The organism is Marinobacter sp. 1-3A (assembly GCF_016597775.1).
Classification (GTDB): domain Bacteria; phylum Pseudomonadota; class Gammaproteobacteria; order Pseudomonadales; family Oleiphilaceae; genus Marinobacter; species Marinobacter xiaoshiensis.
The window spans coordinates 1-16,318 of sequence record NZ_VCGZ01000010.1 but is presented as its reverse complement, the minus strand read 5'-3'; the positions used below and the strand labels follow the sequence as shown (position 1 = coordinate 16,318).

The window sequence follows — 16,318 nt, the reverse complement described above, 5'->3', positions numbered from 1 at the left end:
CGCGCGCCTAAGCGATCCCCAGAGAGTTCTTACGCTGCTTTGCCCAGGTAAGAATCAAGTGGTCTACGGCTAAGCCTATAAAGGCAACACATAAGCCGAGAACAATAGCTTGGCCCATCCCGTTAGCTTGTGACAAAGCTTGCATGATGAGCTGGCCCAAATCGTCGGTACCAATGAAGGCACCGATGATCACCATAAACAAAGCGAAGATAACGGTCTGGTTGATGCCCAGCATGATATGAGGGAACGCCAAAGGCAGTTCAATTTGTAATAGGCGCTGGGTGCGGTTAACCCCAGACATAGATCCTGCCTCTTGCAAAGATTGAGGCACCTTGCTCAATCCTTCTACGGTATAGCGTGTGGCGGGGATCGTTGCGTATACAATTACCGCAATAAGCACTGATAGATCGCTCACGCCAAACAGCATGATGACTGGAATCAGGTAAACGAACGACGGGAACGTTTGGAAGGTATCACAAACCAGCAATATAGCTTTTGTTGCCCGAGGGCTGCGTGAACACAGAATGCCGACACTGCACCCGATAATGACAGAAATGATGACTGCAAAGGTGGTCATGTAGGCTGTAATGAGCGCACGGTCCCACCAGGGTGTTAAGGCAATAAACGCAATGAAAGCTGTCACAACAATAGCGGAACGAAGGCCACCAACAATGTAGCCCGCACCTGCAACCAGGAACAAGGTAGCAGCCACCGGCATCGCCAGGTAAGCCCCTTTCATCGGCATCAAAATTGAGGTGATCATAAAGAAGTTAAAGCTCTGAACGCTGCCGTAAGTGTTGGTGATAATCCAGTCTACAATTCCGTCCCAGAACGCTTCGGTGGTGAAACCTTGTGATTCATGAATGAAGTAGAAGTAGTTGCCCTTGTCCGGGAAAACCATCGACACAGCATAGGCAATAACAGAAGTAGCGATCAGAATCCCAAGGAAGGCCAACGAATACTTGTGACGCACATGGAATGGCTGGTCGGCAAAGTAATCGATTTGTTTGTTAGCCCAAGCCAGGGATAACTTATCCAAAACCACAGCGATCAAAACGATAGACACACCAAGTTCCAGGGCCCTGCCTATGTTGAGCATGTTCAAGGACACAAGCAGGTCGTAGCCCAACCCCTTTGCGCCAATAAACGATGCAATGACCACCATTGCCAAACACTGCATGATGACCTGGTTAACACCCATCAGAATGTCATGGCGCGCTGTAGGAATCAGCACTCTGAACATGAGTTGGCGAGGGCTGCAACCGCTCATCAAACCAGCTTCCAGCACTTCTGGAGAGACTTTTTTTAGACCTAGAATAGTCAGGCGGATCATTGGCGGGGTGGCAAAAATGACCGTTGAAATAGCACCTGCATGGTCACCAATGCCGAAGAACACCACCACGGGTATCAAGTAAGCGAAGTGAGGTATGGACTGAGCCACATTCAGCAGTGGCGCCAGGATGGATTCGAAGGTTTTGTTCTTGAAAGCGGCGATCCCTAAAGCTAATCCCAAAACAACGGATAAGGGCACAGCCACTAAAACAAAGGACAGGGTCTGCATGGCGGGTGTCCACTGACCAAATACAGCAATGTAGATGGTACTGGCGCCAGCCAAAACCGAGAGGCTGCGGCCGCCCAGATAGTGCCCCGCTAAAAATGCGCCAGCCGCTACAGCAGGCCAGGGCAGTGCAGGGATTCGAGCCCACTTGTTTTCGCTAATGAAGTCCCAGCTGGTAAAGGCCACAACAGTCTTAACGCCACCGAGTAGAAGCTCACGAATCAGATTGATACTGAAGAGAATCGCCCCGGATAGGGTGCGGGTAAACTCCTTCATCATGGTGGACTCTTCAGTGAGGTCTAACTCAGCATCGTAAATCTCTACAATCCACCAGTCATTGATGAGGTACTTAAGGCCATCGTTAACAATGTCAGGCAGTCGCCAGAACATGGTTTCTTGCAGGCGCCAAAGGTTGCCATCTGTGGCGGGATCGATGGCCATTACAAGAGCAAAGAATACCGCCAACAGGGCGACAAACTGGGTCCATTTATGTTCAGTAAAATATCGCATCAGGCTAGGCTCACGACTTAGTTGTTAACCGGCACGCTGTTCGCTTCATCAAACAAGACGCTTATTATGGTGTTGCGGTTTAAAACGCCAACAATCTCGCCCCCCGCATCAGTAACAGCTACAGGCTTTTGTTCGGTTAGCACGGATTTTGCGATGGTTTCTATAATGGCGTCTTTAGAGACAACGATGTCGCTCATCTCCTCAGTGGCATCATATTTTCCCATGATGGCCTGGCACGAAAGCACGCGTTCTCGCGGCACCCCACGGGTGAATTTTGCGACGTATTCCGTTGCTGGGTTGAGAACGATGTTAGCTGGGGTATCAAGCTGTTCGATAACGCCGTCTTTCATGATCGCAATGCGGTCGGCAAGTCGTAATGCTTCGTCAAAGTCGTGGGTAACGAACAGGATGGTTTTATTCAATTTACGTTGTAAGCGTAAGAACTCATCTTGCATTTCTCTGCGAATCAAAGGGTCCAGAGCTGAAAATGGCTCATCGAGAAACCAGATGTCTGGTTCCACGGCCAGCGAGCGAGCAATGCCCACGCGTTGTTGTTGACCACCAGAGAGCTGGCGCGGGAAATCGTTCTCGCAACCCGTGAGTTCTACCAGGTTTACCATATCCATCGCCCGGCTCATGCTGTCGCCGGTGTTCATGCCTTTTGCTTGCAACGGCAAGGCAATGTTTTCCAGAACTGTTTTGTGGGGCAGGAGCGCAAAACTCTGGAATACCATGCCCATTTTGTTACGACGAATGCTTATGAGTTCTTTTGCATTCATGGCAAGCAGGTCTTCGCCGTCAATATAGATATTGCCCGCAGTGGTGGCGATCAAGCGTGAAATACAGCGCAAAAGGGTGGATTTCCCTGAACCTGACAGGCCCATGACAACGAGCATTTCGCCTTTGTGCACTTCAAAAGACGCATTGTTAACGCCAATGACACACCCTGCTTCAAGCAACGATTTTGTGTCTACTTTTCCGCCCGACTGCTTCAATATTTTTGCAGCGTTTTCGCCGAAAATTTTATAGACAGACTCACACTTGATCACCGGCTGAATGGGTGTCGACATAATTGAATCCCGATAAAAAAGAGGCGCTAATAAACAGCGGCAAGGTTTCTGTTCTGGCGTTGAATAGAACACCAGAAAGCTGGACCTGAATGCAGCGCACCCAGGTCCCAGGGCTTAACTTATAACCAGCTTTTCCAGGTTGCTTCGTTATCTGCCAGCCATTTAATGGCGGCTTCTTCGTGGCTCAAGCCATCGATGTCAACCAATGCAGCCATGTTTCCAATATCGGTTTTAGTGAAGGAAATGTTGTTGAAGATTTTGTACGCCGTTGGCCATTTTGCTGGCATTTGATAGTAAGCGGCTTTCTTCAACCAACCTGCGGGTGGGGAGCCACACTTGCCATCGCCGCCATCTGACTTCTTACAGCCATCACTATAAGCAGGGAATTCAACGAAGCTGCCACCATCACCGGCATCGGTGAAATTAGGTGACCAGTTGAATACCACAACAGCACGGTTGTCTTTAGCGGCCGATTCCATCTCTGCCCAAAGTGCACCTGAAGACCCGGCAAACTTAGCGGTAAAGTTCATGCCAAGTGCTTCGATACGATCCAGGGTTTCCTGTCCGTGCCAGTCCAGAGGGCCGTCGAGATAACGCCCTTTGCCGCCACTGCCGGCTGTTGTAAACAGATCAGAACATTCGTTGAGTGCTTCCCACGAAGGCAAGCCAGGGCATAGCTCGCCTACATAGGCGGGGTACCACCACTCTTCTTGAGTAGCGGAAGCGTGGGTTCCCACATCAATGATGCCACCAGCGTCTAGCGCGTTGTTGAACGACTTGCCAAAAGTCGACTGCCAAATCTCATGAGCAATAGTGACGTCGCCTGTACGAACTGACTCATAAACCGCTTGGCTATCTGCCGGCACGTAAGAAACGTTATTGCCAATGCTTTCAAAGATACCGCCAATAACGTAAGCCATGGTGATTTGGCTGGTCCAGTTATGGGTGGCAATCACAATAGGCTCTTTCGAGTCTGCCTGAGCAACGGTAGCGCCAAGTATCAAGGCGCTGGCTGCGACAGCAGTAGCAAATTTGTTCAATAATTTCATGCACATCTCCGAATAGAATTGTTAAATGAAAAAGCTCGAAGCTTTGACCGAACACGGTCAAGCCAGGGGGAGGGCAGCAGTACGTCGTACCAGATTCGGGTTAACCGATGGTGTAAAGTGATGAGAGCAGCAACTGTGGAGAGAAACAGAAGGCCGGAGACGGATAGGCCGCCAGTCTGAATGCCAAATTTTCGAGAAAACGCCGGAAGGAAGCGCTCGAATGTCCCAAGCAATAGAAAAACACTTGGTAAACTGCATATCAGGGGAGGCACCCTAACACATCTGCGGCTTCCGCGTTTTCGCTGCTTCTGGAAACCAACCCGAATAGGGGAAGCGAGCCGGATGTTCGGGCTCTGGAGCTCTCGTAACCCTGAGGCTTTGCAAGTAGTGGTAGAATCTCTCTGCAGCCTTTACACTGCGCGCCATTAAACTTCGCCAGCACCTACAACAGCTGCCAATTTCAGCAGGACTCCAATGAAAAAGACCTTTAAGTTAGACCACCCTAAAATCAAAGTGCCGCGCCTCGTCGATTCGATAAAGCACGACATCAAAAAGTTTTTGAAAAATGAACGCAAAAAGCCCCTGCCAGAAGGCGTGAAATACTGGGGTTTCGATTGCAAGTTTGGTCAATCGGAAGAAGCGGCCGTTGATGTGGAGCTATCAGCACTCATGAGCCACATAGATGATCTTGTTGAAAATAAAATCATGACGATTTATGTGGAAATCACGCCAAAGCCCATGGCCGGCTGAAGCTAGTTAGTATCCTCAGGTAGTACAGCAATGCCGCGCGTTAACAGAGGCGGCTTCGCAGTAACTTGAAAGAACCCTATAGTGGGTTCTTCCCTTTACTTCCGATGTAAAGAACATTGCTCTGAAGCTGTCGGAGGGCTTTGGGCGGCACATTGTTCTGGACGGATATAACAAGCCCGGGTACCGAAGGTGAGGTAAAGATTGTTGCCGGCCCCAAGCGGTTTCCGTCTTGCTCCCGCTCTATTTCTTTTTGCTGCCAACTGCTACCCACGCATGACTGAACGAAGTCTTTCGTTACGGAATAGCGCTGTGCGGCTACTTCACTTTGCGGTGTGGTTGCCGAACAGGCATAGGCTAGTTCACCCCCGGCCCATTCCCAAATTTCGCAATGTCCCTTAACGAGTTCAACCTTGGCCGTATAAAGCCTGAAAGAAGGGTAGTTAGATCCGGATCCTTTGATTTTTTCGAATCCGTTCTCGTAGTCAGCCGTTATAGCCTTCAGGCTCGCACAGGGATCATCAACGCCAAGCTTGGGCGAGCCACCCACCGCACAACCTGTGAGTGAAAGTGTGCCGGCGCCGCAGACGAGCAGGGCCTTGAATAGTGCACGACGCTTGTACATTGTTGTTCTCTCAGTATTTAAAAGAAGAATGCGCCATATAGTCGGGCGCCGCGATAAAGATCATCTACACGACCTTTGAACTTTGCATCATTCACATCGACAGCAATCGCCAGACGCGATAGCGAGGCACCCAGAGCAAAGCTATCAAGTGCGCGATATTCCAAGCCTACCTGGATATCGAGTAGTGAACCACGAACCTTGTCTTCAAAGTCGAAGTAGAAACTGTCAGTACGGAATCTGGCGGTCAGGCGTGGTGTAACCGAATAGTCCATTCTAAACCGAAGACGGGCATGGGGGCCGTCGTCGATGCAGCTTCTGTGATTCCCCCGACAGCGGATACCAGTTCGACCTCATAGTCCAACACGGTGAGCCCTGCAGATATTGCCAGCTCAACTTTGTCCAAGTGGTAGAAACTATATCCATACGCCAGCTTGTAAATGTTGTTTTGAATTCGACTGTCCACCTGGTTGCTCGTCGAAAATGTTCGATCCTTGAACGTGAAGCTTCTGTTCAATACCTGGCTGCCTTTGCGCTCCAACTGGAACGCTCCCAACTCGATTCTGTGGTGGTCTGTGAACCGGTAATAAAACTCCAGGGTTGGGGTGGTTATTGCGGAGTCGCCATCCAGGTCTTCCTCAAAGTCGATCGTCGTGCCAAGCCCCAAGTTGGAGCCGCTAGCAGAAAAGGTTGTGTCCGAATCAAAAACGAACAATGCACCGAGTTGAAGCATTCCACGGTCAGGAGGGGTGGTTCTGGCATCAAGTGTGGCCGAGTATGCCGGTGTTGAAGCAAGGGCAGTGCCGATTGCAATGAATGCAAAGGTGAGTGGCAGCAGTTTTTTAATTGTCATAAATTCAGGCCTCTGAACGTTCCGTGGAGTGGCAGCACGGCCTGACCAACAAGTGAATGTACTTACTATTAATTTAGTATAGCCCCACCCATTCGCAAGAAAAAGTCATGAACAAGTGCACCTTGGAGACACCAGGAACAAATGGCAACATGAGCGGCTAACGTCAGTCATTAGTATTCCCTCCTGTAGTAGGGTAAATTCCCACGAAAGATTGAAACGTTGAGTCAACAACTTCGGCCGCACTTACCAATGCCCCTAACCGACAGTGTCTACGAGCGTGTAGCTCAGAACATGAGTGATTTCGTGGCGCTCCATTCATTGGATGGGCTTTATGTATGGGTCAGCCCATCCGTAAAAAGGATTCTCGGCTACGACCCAGAGGAGCTTGTCGGAACAAACCCTTATGACCTGTTCCACCCGGACGACAAGAAACTTATCCGAAGTAAAACCCATCAGCCCGCGGTAACCGGGGAAGGAAATATCCGGATCCGTTATCGCATCCGCCACGCTTCGGGAAAGTACATCTGGTTCGAAACGCTTACCCAGCCAATCGAGAATGACAAAGGTGAAGTTCTGGAGCTTCAGACGATATCCAGAGACGTCACAGAGCAGGTCAGTCTTGAGCACGAACTGGCCAAGAGTGAGGCCCTATATCGAGTTGCTATGGATAGCCTGGAAGAAGGGGTTGTTGTCCATGACGAAGCAGGCCGAATCATCGCGCACAACCCACGGGCAGCCGACATCCTTGGCATGAGCACAGATGAGCTAGCGGGCAGGGCGCCTAGAGATCCGCACTGGCAATCAATTCATCCCGACGGGACTCCATTCCCTCCAGAGGAGCATCCTGCGTCGATTACTCTGCGTTCGGGAGAGGCATGCAGCAAAGTGTTGATGGGTGTTCATAATTCCCAATGGAACTCATACCGCTGGATTTCCATCAATTCCCGATCAGTCCACTCTGAAGGTTGTGAAGAGCCTGGGCGGGCCAAGGTGGGGTCAGCTCACGAAACGGAAAAAATCGTACGCTAAGACCTCTGCAGTGTTCGTAACGATCGGTACTTTCCTTGTTCGACCTGTTTGTCCTGCTGCCAGATATAGTCGCCGGTCAGGTTGATGTGCTCCCAGCCCAAGGGAGAAAGATGCCGCAGAAGCGTCTCGTCGATATCCCGGCCGTCTTCGCGCAGTGCTTGAACCGCCCGCTCCATATAAACCGTATTCCAAAGGATAATAGCGCTGACGACGAGATTGAGTCCGCTTGCACGGTAGCGTTGATTCTCGTAACTGCGATCGCGGAGTTCACCGAGCCGGTTCAGGAAGACGGCACGAGCCAGCGCGTTCTTAGCCTCGCCCTTATTCAAACCAACCTGCACGCGGCGACGCAGTTCGACGTTTTGCATCCAGTCGAGTGCGAATAATGTTCGCTCAATGCGGCCCAGCTCGCGCAATGCGATCGCGAGGCCATTCTGACGCGGATAGCTCCCGAGCTTGCGCAGCATCAGTGATGCGGTGACAGTGCCCTGCTTAATCGATGCCGCCAAACGAAGGATTTCGTCCCAATGCGTCCGAATGTGTTTTACGTTGATGCGACCGCCGATTAGGCCTGCGAGTGTCGGATACTGTTTTGTGTCACCATTTATGTACAGACGACGGTCGGCTAAATCACGAATACGCGGGGCGAAGCGGTACCCAAGCAAGTGCATCAAGGCGAACACATGATCGGTAAAGCCAGCCGTGTCCGTATAGTGCTCCTCTATCCGAAGGTCGGACTCGTGGTACAGCAAACCATCCAGAACATGAGTGGCATCGCGAACAGTGGAGTTAATGACCTTGGAATGAAACGGCGCGTACTGGTCCGAGATATGCGTGTAGAACTGTACGCCCGGCTCCTGACCGTATTTCAAATTTACATGGCCAGCAAATTGACCGCGACCGCCGGCTTTGAAGTTCTGGCCATCCGATGATGACGTGGTGCCATCACCCCAGTATGCGGCGAACGATTGGCGAGAATGAGCGTTGACCAGGCTCCCCAATCCCGCTGAATACGTTTCATCGCGTATGTGCCACGCCTGGAGCCACGTCAGCTTAGCGTAGGTGGTGCCAGGGCAGGACTCAGCCATCTTGGATAGCCCCAGGTTGATCGCATCAGCCAGGATCGTCGTGAGTAGTAGCTGTCGATCCCCAGCGGTTGCGCCGCTTTTGAGGTGAGTGAAGTGTTGCGTGAAGCCCGTCCAGTTATCGACTTCCAACAACAGTTCGGTGATCTTCAAGTGCGGCAACCGACTATAGGCCTGTTGCATCAGCGCTTCCGCCGCATCAGGCACGGCGTTGTCCAATGGCGTGATTCTTAGGCGGCCCGAGGGTGAGATACCTGCATCGGGTAACTGGTCGGCGAAGGCCAGGCGTTCTACGGTGATCAACTCCTGGTCCAGCGTTGCCAATCGCGATTCCAAGTAGTTATCGCAATTCGTTTCAACCGCCAATCCGAGCTTTCGATCTTCACGCTGACCCTCGAACCGTGTCGGCGGCAACAGGTAATCCTCGAAATCCTTAAACTGCCGCGAATCCTGGACCCAGATGTCCCCGGAACGTAGCGCATTTTTGAGCTCGGATAGCGCGCACAGTTCATAGAAGCGTCGGTCAATTCCGTCCGGTGTGTACACCAGACTTTCCCAGCGCTTGCGGATAAAGCCAGTCGGGGCGTCATCCGGCACTTTACGAGACTGGTGCTGATTCATGTTCTTTAGCAGCTCGATCCCGGCGTGTAACTCGCGCGCCGCCGGTGCGGCCTTCATATCCAGTGCATCCAGAAGCGTCGGCGTGTAACGCCGCAGCGAGTTGAAGCCACTACCAATTAAAGCGAGGTAATCGAAGTCTTCTGACTGGGCCAGCTTTTCCGCTTCGGTGATGCTTGCACTGAATACCTCCCATGGCATGATCGCCTCAATGGCGGCATACGGATCGCTTCCGGTCTGTTTGGCATCGAGCAGTGCGCGCCCAACACGCGAGTACAGACGTACCTTATTATTAATTTCCTTGCCGGAGCGCTGGAAGCGCTCAGCATGTGTACGCTTGGCCTTGCTGAACAGCGAGCCCATAAAGCGATCATGTAGGTCAATGATCTCGTCAATCAGCGTGGCTCGTGTATCGAGTATGATTGCCACTAGTGTGGCGTAGCGACGGCTCGATTCAAGGTCCCGCAAGTGCTGGGCGGTCATTTGCCCGCCTTCACGGGCGAGCTTCAGCAGACGGTTCTGGTGGATGGTATGTTCAAGCCCAACCGGGAGGTTGAGCTCGCGCACGGTCTGTAATCGTTGGAGGTGGAACAGAATATGTTTGGGCCTCGGTGGTCCGGGAGACTGGCGCAGCCAGACGAGTGCACTACTCGACATATCCTTGCGAATCGCCAGCAACTGCTCGAAGGCGCGGCGATGCTGATTGGTCAATAGCGCGGTTAACGTTTCATACACGAGTCGGGTGCCTCGCGTGAGCGCTTCGCTGCACATGCGTTCGATGACATCCAGCGGCGGCAAAATGATGCGTTGTTGTCTAAGCAACTTGACCAGCGCTTCAGCCAGAACGATGCCGCGATCCGTTTGTTGGGCCAGGTCGACAATGGAGTCAATAAACCGCCGGTAGTCATCGCCGCTGAGCGAAGACAGGTTCAACCAGGCCTGCAATTCGACCAGATGCTCCCGTCGCGTTTCAGGCCTCTTGGCGTAGCGCGGCCAAATCTCAGGCCCAATGCTCAACTGCTGGCCGATGAGCGTTAATAAGGAGGCTGGTGGCTCGGCATTGGTGGGTAGCGCGATACCGGGATAGCGCAGATAACATAACTGGACCGCGAAACCGAATCGGTTGTGCGGGCCACGCCGCTGCCGAATCGCCGACAAGTCCGATTCGGAGAAAGTGTAGTGTTGGATGAGCGTGTCGTCCGTCTCTGGAAACGAGAGCAAGCTATCCCGCTCAGCGGCGGTCAATAGGCGACGGCGGGGCATAGTCAGTCAACCGTTTTCAGGTATTGGTACAGCGTCTCGCGGCTGATGCCGAATTCACGGGCCAGCGCCGCCTTTTGTTCACTGTTTGCAACGCGCTGCCGGAGTTCGACGATCTTTTCGGGAGAGAGGGCTTTCTTGCGACCGCGATACGCTCCACGCTTTCGAGCCAGTGCGATGCCTTCGCGCTGCCGCTCGCGTATCAATGCACGCTCGAACTCGGCAAATGCGCCCATGACGGAAAGCATGAGATTGGCCATCGGCGACGCTTCGCCGGTGAAAGTCAGGCTTTCTTTGATGAATTCGATGCGGACACCCCGTTGGGTCAACGTGTGGACCAGGCGACGCAGGTCGTCAAGGTTGCGCGCGAGACGGTCCATGCTATGGACGACGACGGTATCGCCTTCGCGGACAAAGGTGATCAGTCGATCCAACTCGGGGCGTTGGGTATCCTTGCCGGACGCTTTGTCCGTGAACACCCGATCAACCGCGACCTGCTCAAGCTGGCGTTCCGGATTTTGATCAAGACTGCTGACTCGGATATAACCGATGCGCTGACCTTTCAAAACCCGCTCCCCCGTCGAAGTGTCAAGAGAACTCTAAGACCCCTCGCAACAAACGTCAACTATTTCTATATACCACCCTATTCTGACGCATGTACCACTCAATGCCTGACGCCTGGTTAGGGTGTAGTTCAAACTGACAGCGAATACCGGCAGGCTGCACATTAAACTCGGAGGATTTTTTTTGCGAAGACTCTGAACACGAACTAGGCTGGGATCGAAATGCCACTTGCATACTGCCGGATCATTTGGACGATTGATTCACTAAAGTTCTTCCGGGAGCTTCCGATAACTAGAAGAGTCTTTTGAAGGAGGAACAAGGATGGACATCAGTCACCTATCGCAATCGGCAAGTCAACAAGGGGTGTACTCGAATGGCTCCGCCAGGATCGTCCGCGAAACGCGAATTGATGCGGGGGTTCAGATCAGTGAGGTGCCATCGGTGGTTTACCATGGAGCGAAAGATAACCCTCTCAATACTGGCGGCCATGTTATTGATAAAATATACAAGATGCCGCAAGAAAGTCATGAGGCGACCAATGCCAGGTTGGATGAGATGATGGTGGCGTTGTCCACTGGTGTCGCCACGGCGTCAGCTGGTCTCAAGCGTACTTATGAGATGGCAATGGAGTCTCTATCACCCGATCTGCAAGAAAAGGATTGGGGGTTTTCAGTGTCAAACGGTTCATTAGTAATTTCGGAAGGCAGTGATGCCCTATCGACTGAAGACCGCGCAACCCTCAAGGACGCGCTCTCGATAGCAGATGTCGAATATCAGGCCAACCAGGTGGCTTCTACGATGATTCGGGCGCTGGAGCTGGATCGAGGGCCAGCCGGTGTGAGTAACGGTATCGGCCGATTCGATGTATCCCAGGGGAATTTTGGGGATATTGTTGATCTTCGTTCCTACCTGCAAGTGCACGAACCAGGCGGAAGCTATGACCTGAACCCGATAGATCCCACTGATTACGAGCGTCATTTCCCTTATGGCGGGCGCGCTTTGTTGGACCAGATCAGTGCGAATGCGCCCATCGGATATGCCAAGCCAGCAGACTTTGGACTGATCTCGCTGTAAGAGAAGACAAGGCCCAAGCAGTGCTTGGGCCTCAGGTATTTACTGGATGGTCTGATCGCAGATGTGCCCCAAGGTCACTGCGGGATAGTTGTCGCCTCCGACTCCGACTTCGTTCGGATCTGTATCCTTCACCCGAATCGACCACTTTCCTGCATTAAACTCTGACAGCCATGTATAGCCACCCGAATAGTCCGTGGTGGAATAATTGCCAGTGCAATCGGGCAACGAGATGATATTACCGGCGATACCGCTCGAATTGCTGATCGCTGTGTCGCCTGTCAATGGAATGTCGTCGGTATAATATTTAAAAGTCACCTCTGCTCCCTCAACAGGATTGCCACTTGAGTCCAGCACTCGTATGGACCAATCCAACTCATTATGCACTTGGTCAGTCAGAAAAGGGGAAGTGCTCATACGAACCAAATTTTCATCACTTCCGACATCGACGCTGTCAGAAGCAGTAACGCGTGATCCTACCAACAGCTCATAATCGTGCGCCGGATTCACGGCCACCGCCGGGTTTGGAGAAATTCGAACATTGAGGGTAAAGGGCGTTGGCAAACTGCCCAAATTATAGAGCATATTCGCGTCAAGAGTATTCCAGACGGTGCCTGTGAAGTACTCAATAACCCATTCGTTCTGGCCGTAGGCGTCCGTGAACTGGATCTGCAGATCCTGTCCATTTTCCGCCACGAAACTGAAATAGTCGATATCTTGGGCGCTGTCCATACTCCCAACCATCGGGGTCCGGTCATCAGGAATCGGTGTTGATAGACTTGCCGCGTCATTCAGTTCGTTGGCATCTACAGCCGTGTTCACCACTGCGCCAAATTGGAAGGCGGAGCCATCCGAGGCATTGGCGTCCATAGACCAATAGTAGTCACCCGGTTCAGTGAGAGCCAAGAGCCCCTCATCGGCATTGCCAGGTTGGTCCGATGTTCCCAGTGACGTCAGCGTATCATCTGCCTCATGTTTGATCAGTGTCAGGGCGAAGTCCGTATTGGCATTCTGACCGGTCAGGAATACCGTGGTTTTCGCGCGCTGGGTTATTTCGAAGTGATAGCAGTAAGAGCCCCCTGTCGTGGTACTGTCCAGGGTATATATGGTCCCCGTATTAAGGGTGGTGCAGAGTGGAGTGATGGCGCTGGTCGTTACTTTCGCTTGCGTTTGTGAAGCGGCCGCCGCTGGGCCGCTAACACTAGACTGGCGCTCTGCGGGCTCAACCGGTCGAACCGGTACGGCTTCAAAGTGGTAGTAACATTTTGTTTCAGTTATTTATCTTTTGAAATCCTTTAGGCAAGCGCATTGCCACCGTGGCTAGACGAAATCAGGCGATTCCTAGCCAGGGATATGGAGGCGACACGGGCACATGAGCTAATGGAGCAGATGCGGGAGGCTGGGTTGCCGATCTAGCCGAGTGCTCTATTCTCAAATAATGTGGGTTCGCCTCGATGTTTGCGGGCCGCTACATCTATTCGCATTTCAGGAATTTTGTCTATGGGGGCCTAGGGAGCTACTATACTAGGTAATGATCAAAACGCCGGATGCAATCCGCTGGATAGGCTGACCGATTAGCTAAAGTTATTCCGGTAAGTCCCGATAACAAGAGTAGGGAGTATTCCGAAGGGGTTAGAGTATGGGCGTCAATTGCATACTGCAATTGGCAAACCAACAGCGTTTTTCTCGAATGGTTATCAGTGAGATGTCAACCAACTTTGGCTTTCAAAGCACGCAGAAGCGGCCATTGTCCGCCACGCTTAAAAAATGGGTGCATACCTTGATGCAAAGGTTCGTTCAAATCACGTATATGTATTTAGTGGAGGCATTGTTGTGATATCTACCATAAGCAGCCAGCCACTTGGAGTGCAAAATAAATACGCTAGTTTGGAAAAAACGGGATCTGGAGTCGAAGAGAAACCTATCAAGGACAGTGCTGGTCCTGAAAATAGTAATAACGACGTTACTATTTCAGATGCTGGCAGGAAAGCACTAGAGGCGTCCAGGGGCGGTCAATCCCCTAGCTATTACGAACAGTTTATGCCGACCTATGACGGATTTACAGCTGCTAATATTGCATTAGGTGTCAAAGAGCCTGGTCGTGATACATTTTCTGCTGGAAAAGATTTTAGCCAGGTTGCGATAGATGCACGCGCTAGTATGGATAATAATTATGAGCGCCTGGAGTCGATTGGAAAGTCATATCCGCCAAATAACGCACCTGCAGAAAGCAGAAATTCGTTACTGGGTGAGCTTGATAGGCGAGCACTCTATGCTGTTGCAAGTAATCAAGGCGAAATGTTCACAAAAGATGAGCAGGCCATAGCTCGTAATAAAATGAATCAACAACAGGGGCTTGCCATGGGACTTTACAGCGGTCCGACGAGCGAAAAGGATCAGTTTTCCGACCCTTTTGTTGGGAATATGGCGTCTAAGTTCAAAGCTGGGATAGAATTTTTAGATGCTGTAGGCAATGAGGAAAAAGGGACCTCTTTTGAATATGCGCACCAGCGCGCGGGCGTTCAAAAAGCATATGAAAGTGCGTCAATCAAAAACGGAGAGATACCAGAGGATTTTATGTCAGATAGTCCTCTTATAATGTTGTTATATGAAGCTATGGATGCAGCAGAGAAGTTTGGATCAAAAAGTATTACAGAGGGTCAAATTCTGAACGCGGAGGATATACGAAAACAGTCTTGGTTTAGTGGTTACGAGAATAGGTTGGATGATTCTATAAACGCCACCAGAGAGCTATACGTACCCAAATTCACTAAATAAATAGCCGAAAAGACAATATCTTATAAATAATTCACTGTGCAATGTATATCTACGTTACACAGTGAATTAATTTTAGTAAGATCAGTTTAAAAAAATTTATTCTACGGTAAATCGTACAGAATACTCACCAGTAATAAAGTTTTGTAGAATTACTTGTGATTCACAATCCGATGCAGGCTCAGCTCCATCTGAGAACTGGTATAGAGATCCGACTTTAATTACCGACCAGTTAAATCTGCAGCTTTGATAAGTGAAAGCACCTGCATCAACGGTGCCGGGGGTTTCTGATACAACAACGCTGGTATCGTTCGCAAATAACGGATCTGGCGCTGGAGGTGTCACAATTCCAGACGTATTCGATCTGATTAAAGTTTCATCTGAATTGCTGTCATTCACCAGCTCTATAGTCGTGGCCGCCGCGAGAGTCGGTAGTGATGTGGCAAACAATAAAGCTGCAAAGATCTAACGTAATGGTCTTATCTGTCTCATAATATTCCCCTAAGAGCTGATATTCATTCGCGTACCCGCTCTTGGAATTAACGGCGGATTTCTCGCTCTGTTCGCCCAATGAGTGTAGTTGCAGAATTGAATTTTTAAAGCACAACTCATGCTGAAATGAAAATTATTTAGCAAGGGTCAGTCGTCGACTAATTACTGCGCAACTTTATGAATTGTGGAAAAAATGGTGTCGATATCATTGATGCCAAAGGCTTAGCGTACAATTTTTTCCGTTTCGTGAACTGACCCCAAGGTGGTTGTTTCATTCAACGACGTTACTGAGCAAATAGAGCGGGAGAATCAGTTAAGGCGATGGTCTACGGTCTATCGATTCAGTGGCGAGGCAATTGTTATTGCCGATGCCAATGGCGTGATTAAAGATGTAAACGAATCATTCTTGCGCATTATTCGGAATAACAGGGCCGCTTGGGTTGGCCGGCGTCTTGATGAGATTTCCCTGGATAGCCGTTCCGAAGGTTTGTTTGCGTCGACTATCTGGCCAGCATTGGAAGCGGATGGAAACTGGCGCGGAGAGTTATGGCTGCGGGACGCAGAAGGTGGCATTCAGGCTACGTGGGCTGCGATAACGAAAGTGAATAAAACGGAAAATGCAGCCGCTCATTTTACACTAATTTTGAGCGACTTGTCCGAACGCAGCATAAAAGACGAAACGCTACGGTTTTATGCAGGCAATGATTCACTTACCAAATTGCCTAACCGGCTTCTCCTGAGCGACCGATTTAAGGTTGCTTTGAATACCTCCATTCGCCAAGGAACGACGTTTGCCTGCATGTACCTTGATCTGGACAGGTTCAAACCGATCAATGATCGTTATGGTCATGCAGTGGGTGACATAGTTCTTCAGGTGATTGCCCAGAAAATATCGGGTATACGGATTTAATGGTTGATGGGGCACCTTCACCCCATCAATCTGATACCACCCTCAGATGGTTGATAGATCGACTCCGTAGTTGAGTTCCTCTGCGAAGTCCGGCAGTCCGTAACC

Annotated in this window: 15 protein-coding genes; 6 read left to right on the top strand and 9 right to left on the bottom strand. The window is 50.9% G+C overall.

Translation table 11 applies throughout. The features are described 5' to 3' along the window. Positions 1-7 precede the first annotated feature (7 nt). From FE848_RS14755 to FE848_RS14745, 3 genes are read right to left on the bottom strand one after another with little or no spacing between them, the layout of a single operon-like run. A complete protein-coding gene (locus FE848_RS14755; RefSeq protein ID WP_200204622.1) occupies positions 8-2,068 on the bottom strand; it encodes an ABC transporter permease in 2,061 nt (686 codons plus the stop codon). 17 nt (positions 2,069-2,085) lie between these two features. Continuing rightward, positions 2,086-3,210 carry a betaine/proline/choline family ABC transporter ATP-binding protein gene (locus tag FE848_RS14750; protein ID WP_320159519.1) on the bottom strand — a complete coding sequence of 375 codons (1,125 nt, stop codon included), beginning with the start codon at positions 3,208-3,210 and terminating at the stop codon, positions 2,086-2,088. 47 nt (positions 3,211-3,257) lie between these two features. Next, complete coding sequence (locus FE848_RS14745; protein WP_200204621.1) at positions 3,258-4,187, bottom strand: ABC transporter substrate-binding protein; 930 nt, start codon at positions 4,185-4,187, stop codon at positions 3,258-3,260. 474 nt (positions 4,188-4,661) lie between these two features. Here FE848_RS14745 and FE848_RS14740 point away from each other — a divergent pair, with 474 nt between their 5' ends. After that, positions 4,662-4,937, top strand: coding sequence for a DUF6172 family protein (locus FE848_RS14740; protein WP_200204620.1), 276 nt, complete (start codon positions 4,662-4,664; stop codon positions 4,935-4,937). Between the two features lie 76 nt (positions 4,938-5,013). Here the strand turns inward: FE848_RS14740 and FE848_RS14735 are convergent, their stop codons facing one another. The 3 genes from FE848_RS14735 to FE848_RS14725 are packed head-to-tail and all read right to left on the bottom strand — an operon-like array spanning position 5,014 to position 6,409. After that, positions 5,014-5,559 carry a hypothetical protein gene (locus tag FE848_RS14735; protein WP_200204619.1) on the bottom strand — a complete coding sequence of 182 codons (546 nt, stop codon included), beginning with the start codon at positions 5,557-5,559 and terminating at the stop codon, positions 5,014-5,016. A 17-nt stretch (positions 5,560-5,576) separates the two neighbouring features. Beyond that, positions 5,577-5,831: a hypothetical protein gene (locus FE848_RS14730; RefSeq protein ID WP_200204618.1), complete on the bottom strand. Its 255-nt coding sequence runs from the start codon at positions 5,829-5,831 to the stop codon at positions 5,577-5,579. Next, positions 5,804-6,409 (bottom strand): hypothetical protein, encoded by a 606-nt coding sequence (locus FE848_RS14725; protein ID WP_200204617.1) that lies wholly within the window; start codon positions 6,407-6,409, stop codon positions 5,804-5,806. Before FE848_RS14725 ends, FE848_RS14730 begins: the two co-directional genes overlap by 28 nt. A 249-nt stretch (positions 6,410-6,658) precedes the next feature. On the opposite strand from FE848_RS14725, the gene FE848_RS14720 reads away from it, so the two are divergent. After that, positions 6,659-7,438, top strand: a complete 780-nt coding sequence (locus FE848_RS14720) for a PAS domain S-box protein (protein ID WP_200204616.1) — start codon at positions 6,659-6,661, stop codon at positions 7,436-7,438. Here the strand turns inward: FE848_RS14720 and FE848_RS14715 are convergent. Both FE848_RS14715 and FE848_RS14710 read right to left on the bottom strand, forming a co-directional pair. Continuing rightward, positions 7,435-10,404 carry a Tn3 family transposase gene (locus FE848_RS14715; protein ID WP_200204615.1) on the bottom strand — a complete coding sequence of 990 codons (2,970 nt, stop codon included), beginning with the start codon at positions 10,402-10,404 and terminating at the stop codon, positions 7,435-7,437. The two genes, FE848_RS14720 and FE848_RS14715, sit on opposite strands and share 4 nt — an antisense overlap. 2 nt (positions 10,405-10,406) lie before the next feature. Further along, a complete protein-coding gene (locus FE848_RS14710) occupies positions 10,407-10,967 on the bottom strand; it encodes a recombinase family protein (protein ID WP_019677822.1) in 561 nt (186 codons plus the stop codon). A 319-nt stretch (positions 10,968-11,286) separates the two neighbouring features. Here FE848_RS14710 and FE848_RS14705 point away from each other — a divergent pair, with 319 nt between their 5' ends. Further along, entirely contained in the window at positions 11,287-12,039 is a 753-nt protein-coding gene (locus FE848_RS14705; RefSeq protein WP_061333261.1) for a hypothetical protein, read from the top strand. Positions 12,040-12,078: 39 nt separating this feature from the next. Here FE848_RS14705 and FE848_RS14700 read toward each other — a convergent pair whose 3' ends face one another. Further along, the gene (locus tag FE848_RS14700) at positions 12,079-12,942 is read right to left on the bottom strand and encodes a hypothetical protein (RefSeq protein ID WP_200204602.1); all 864 of its coding nucleotides are present in this window, start codon (positions 12,940-12,942) and stop codon (positions 12,079-12,081) included. Positions 12,943-13,008: 66 nt separating this feature from the next. Here FE848_RS14700 and FE848_RS14695 point away from each other — a divergent pair, with 66 nt between their 5' ends. The 3 genes from FE848_RS14695 to FE848_RS18975 all read left to right on the top strand — a co-directional run bounded on the left by FE848_RS14695 (position 13,009) and on the right by FE848_RS18975 (position 16,213). Continuing rightward, complete coding sequence (locus FE848_RS14695) at positions 13,009-13,212, top strand: hypothetical protein (RefSeq protein WP_200204597.1); 204 nt, start codon at positions 13,009-13,011, stop codon at positions 13,210-13,212. Positions 13,213-13,803: 591 nt separating this feature from the next. Next, positions 13,804-14,814 carry a hypothetical protein gene (locus FE848_RS14690; RefSeq protein WP_200204594.1) on the top strand — a complete coding sequence of 337 codons (1,011 nt, stop codon included), beginning with the start codon at positions 13,804-13,806 and terminating at the stop codon, positions 14,812-14,814. Positions 14,815-15,565: 751 nt separating this feature from the next. Next, positions 15,566-16,213, top strand: a complete 648-nt coding sequence (locus tag FE848_RS18975; RefSeq protein WP_200204591.1) for a diguanylate cyclase domain-containing protein — start codon at positions 15,566-15,568, stop codon at positions 16,211-16,213. The last annotated feature ends 105 nt before the right edge of the window (positions 16,214-16,318 follow it).

What these genes read in the sequence shown, in the direction of transcription:
- FE848_RS14745 (WP_200204621.1), bottom strand. Translation starts at nt 4,187, where the DNA reads ATGAAATTATTGAACAAATTTGCTACTGCTGTCGCAGCCAGCGCCTTG.
- FE848_RS14740 (WP_200204620.1), top strand. Translation starts at nt 4,662, where the DNA reads ATGAAAAAGACCTTTAAGTTAGACCACCCTAAAATCAAAGTGCCGCGC.
- FE848_RS14735 (WP_200204619.1), bottom strand. Translation starts at nt 5,559, where the DNA reads ATGTACAAGCGTCGTGCACTATTCAAGGCCCTGCTCGTCTGCGGCGCC.
- FE848_RS14730 (WP_200204618.1), bottom strand. Translation starts at nt 5,831, where the DNA reads ATGGACTATTCGGTTACACCACGCCTGACCGCCAGATTCCGTACTGAC.
- FE848_RS14715 (WP_200204615.1), bottom strand. Translation starts at nt 10,404, where the DNA reads ATGCCCCGCCGTCGCCTATTGACCGCCGCTGAGCGGGATAGCTTGCTC.
- FE848_RS14695 (WP_200204597.1), top strand. Translation starts at nt 13,009, where the DNA reads ATGTTTGATCAGTGTCAGGGCGAAGTCCGTATTGGCATTCTGACCGGT.
- FE848_RS14705 (WP_061333261.1), top strand. Translation starts at nt 11,287, where the DNA reads ATGGACATCAGTCACCTATCGCAATCGGCAAGTCAACAAGGGGTGTAC.
- FE848_RS14725 (WP_200204617.1), bottom strand. Translation starts at nt 6,409, where the DNA reads ATGACAATTAAAAAACTGCTGCCACTCACCTTTGCATTCATTGCAATC.
- FE848_RS14720 (WP_200204616.1), top strand. Translation starts at nt 6,659, where the DNA reads ATGCCCCTAACCGACAGTGTCTACGAGCGTGTAGCTCAGAACATGAGT.
- FE848_RS14690 (WP_200204594.1), top strand. Translation starts at nt 13,804, where the DNA reads ATGGGTGCATACCTTGATGCAAAGGTTCGTTCAAATCACGTATATGTA.
- FE848_RS14755 (WP_200204622.1), bottom strand. Translation starts at nt 2,068, where the DNA reads ATGCGATATTTTACTGAACATAAATGGACCCAGTTTGTCGCCCTGTTG.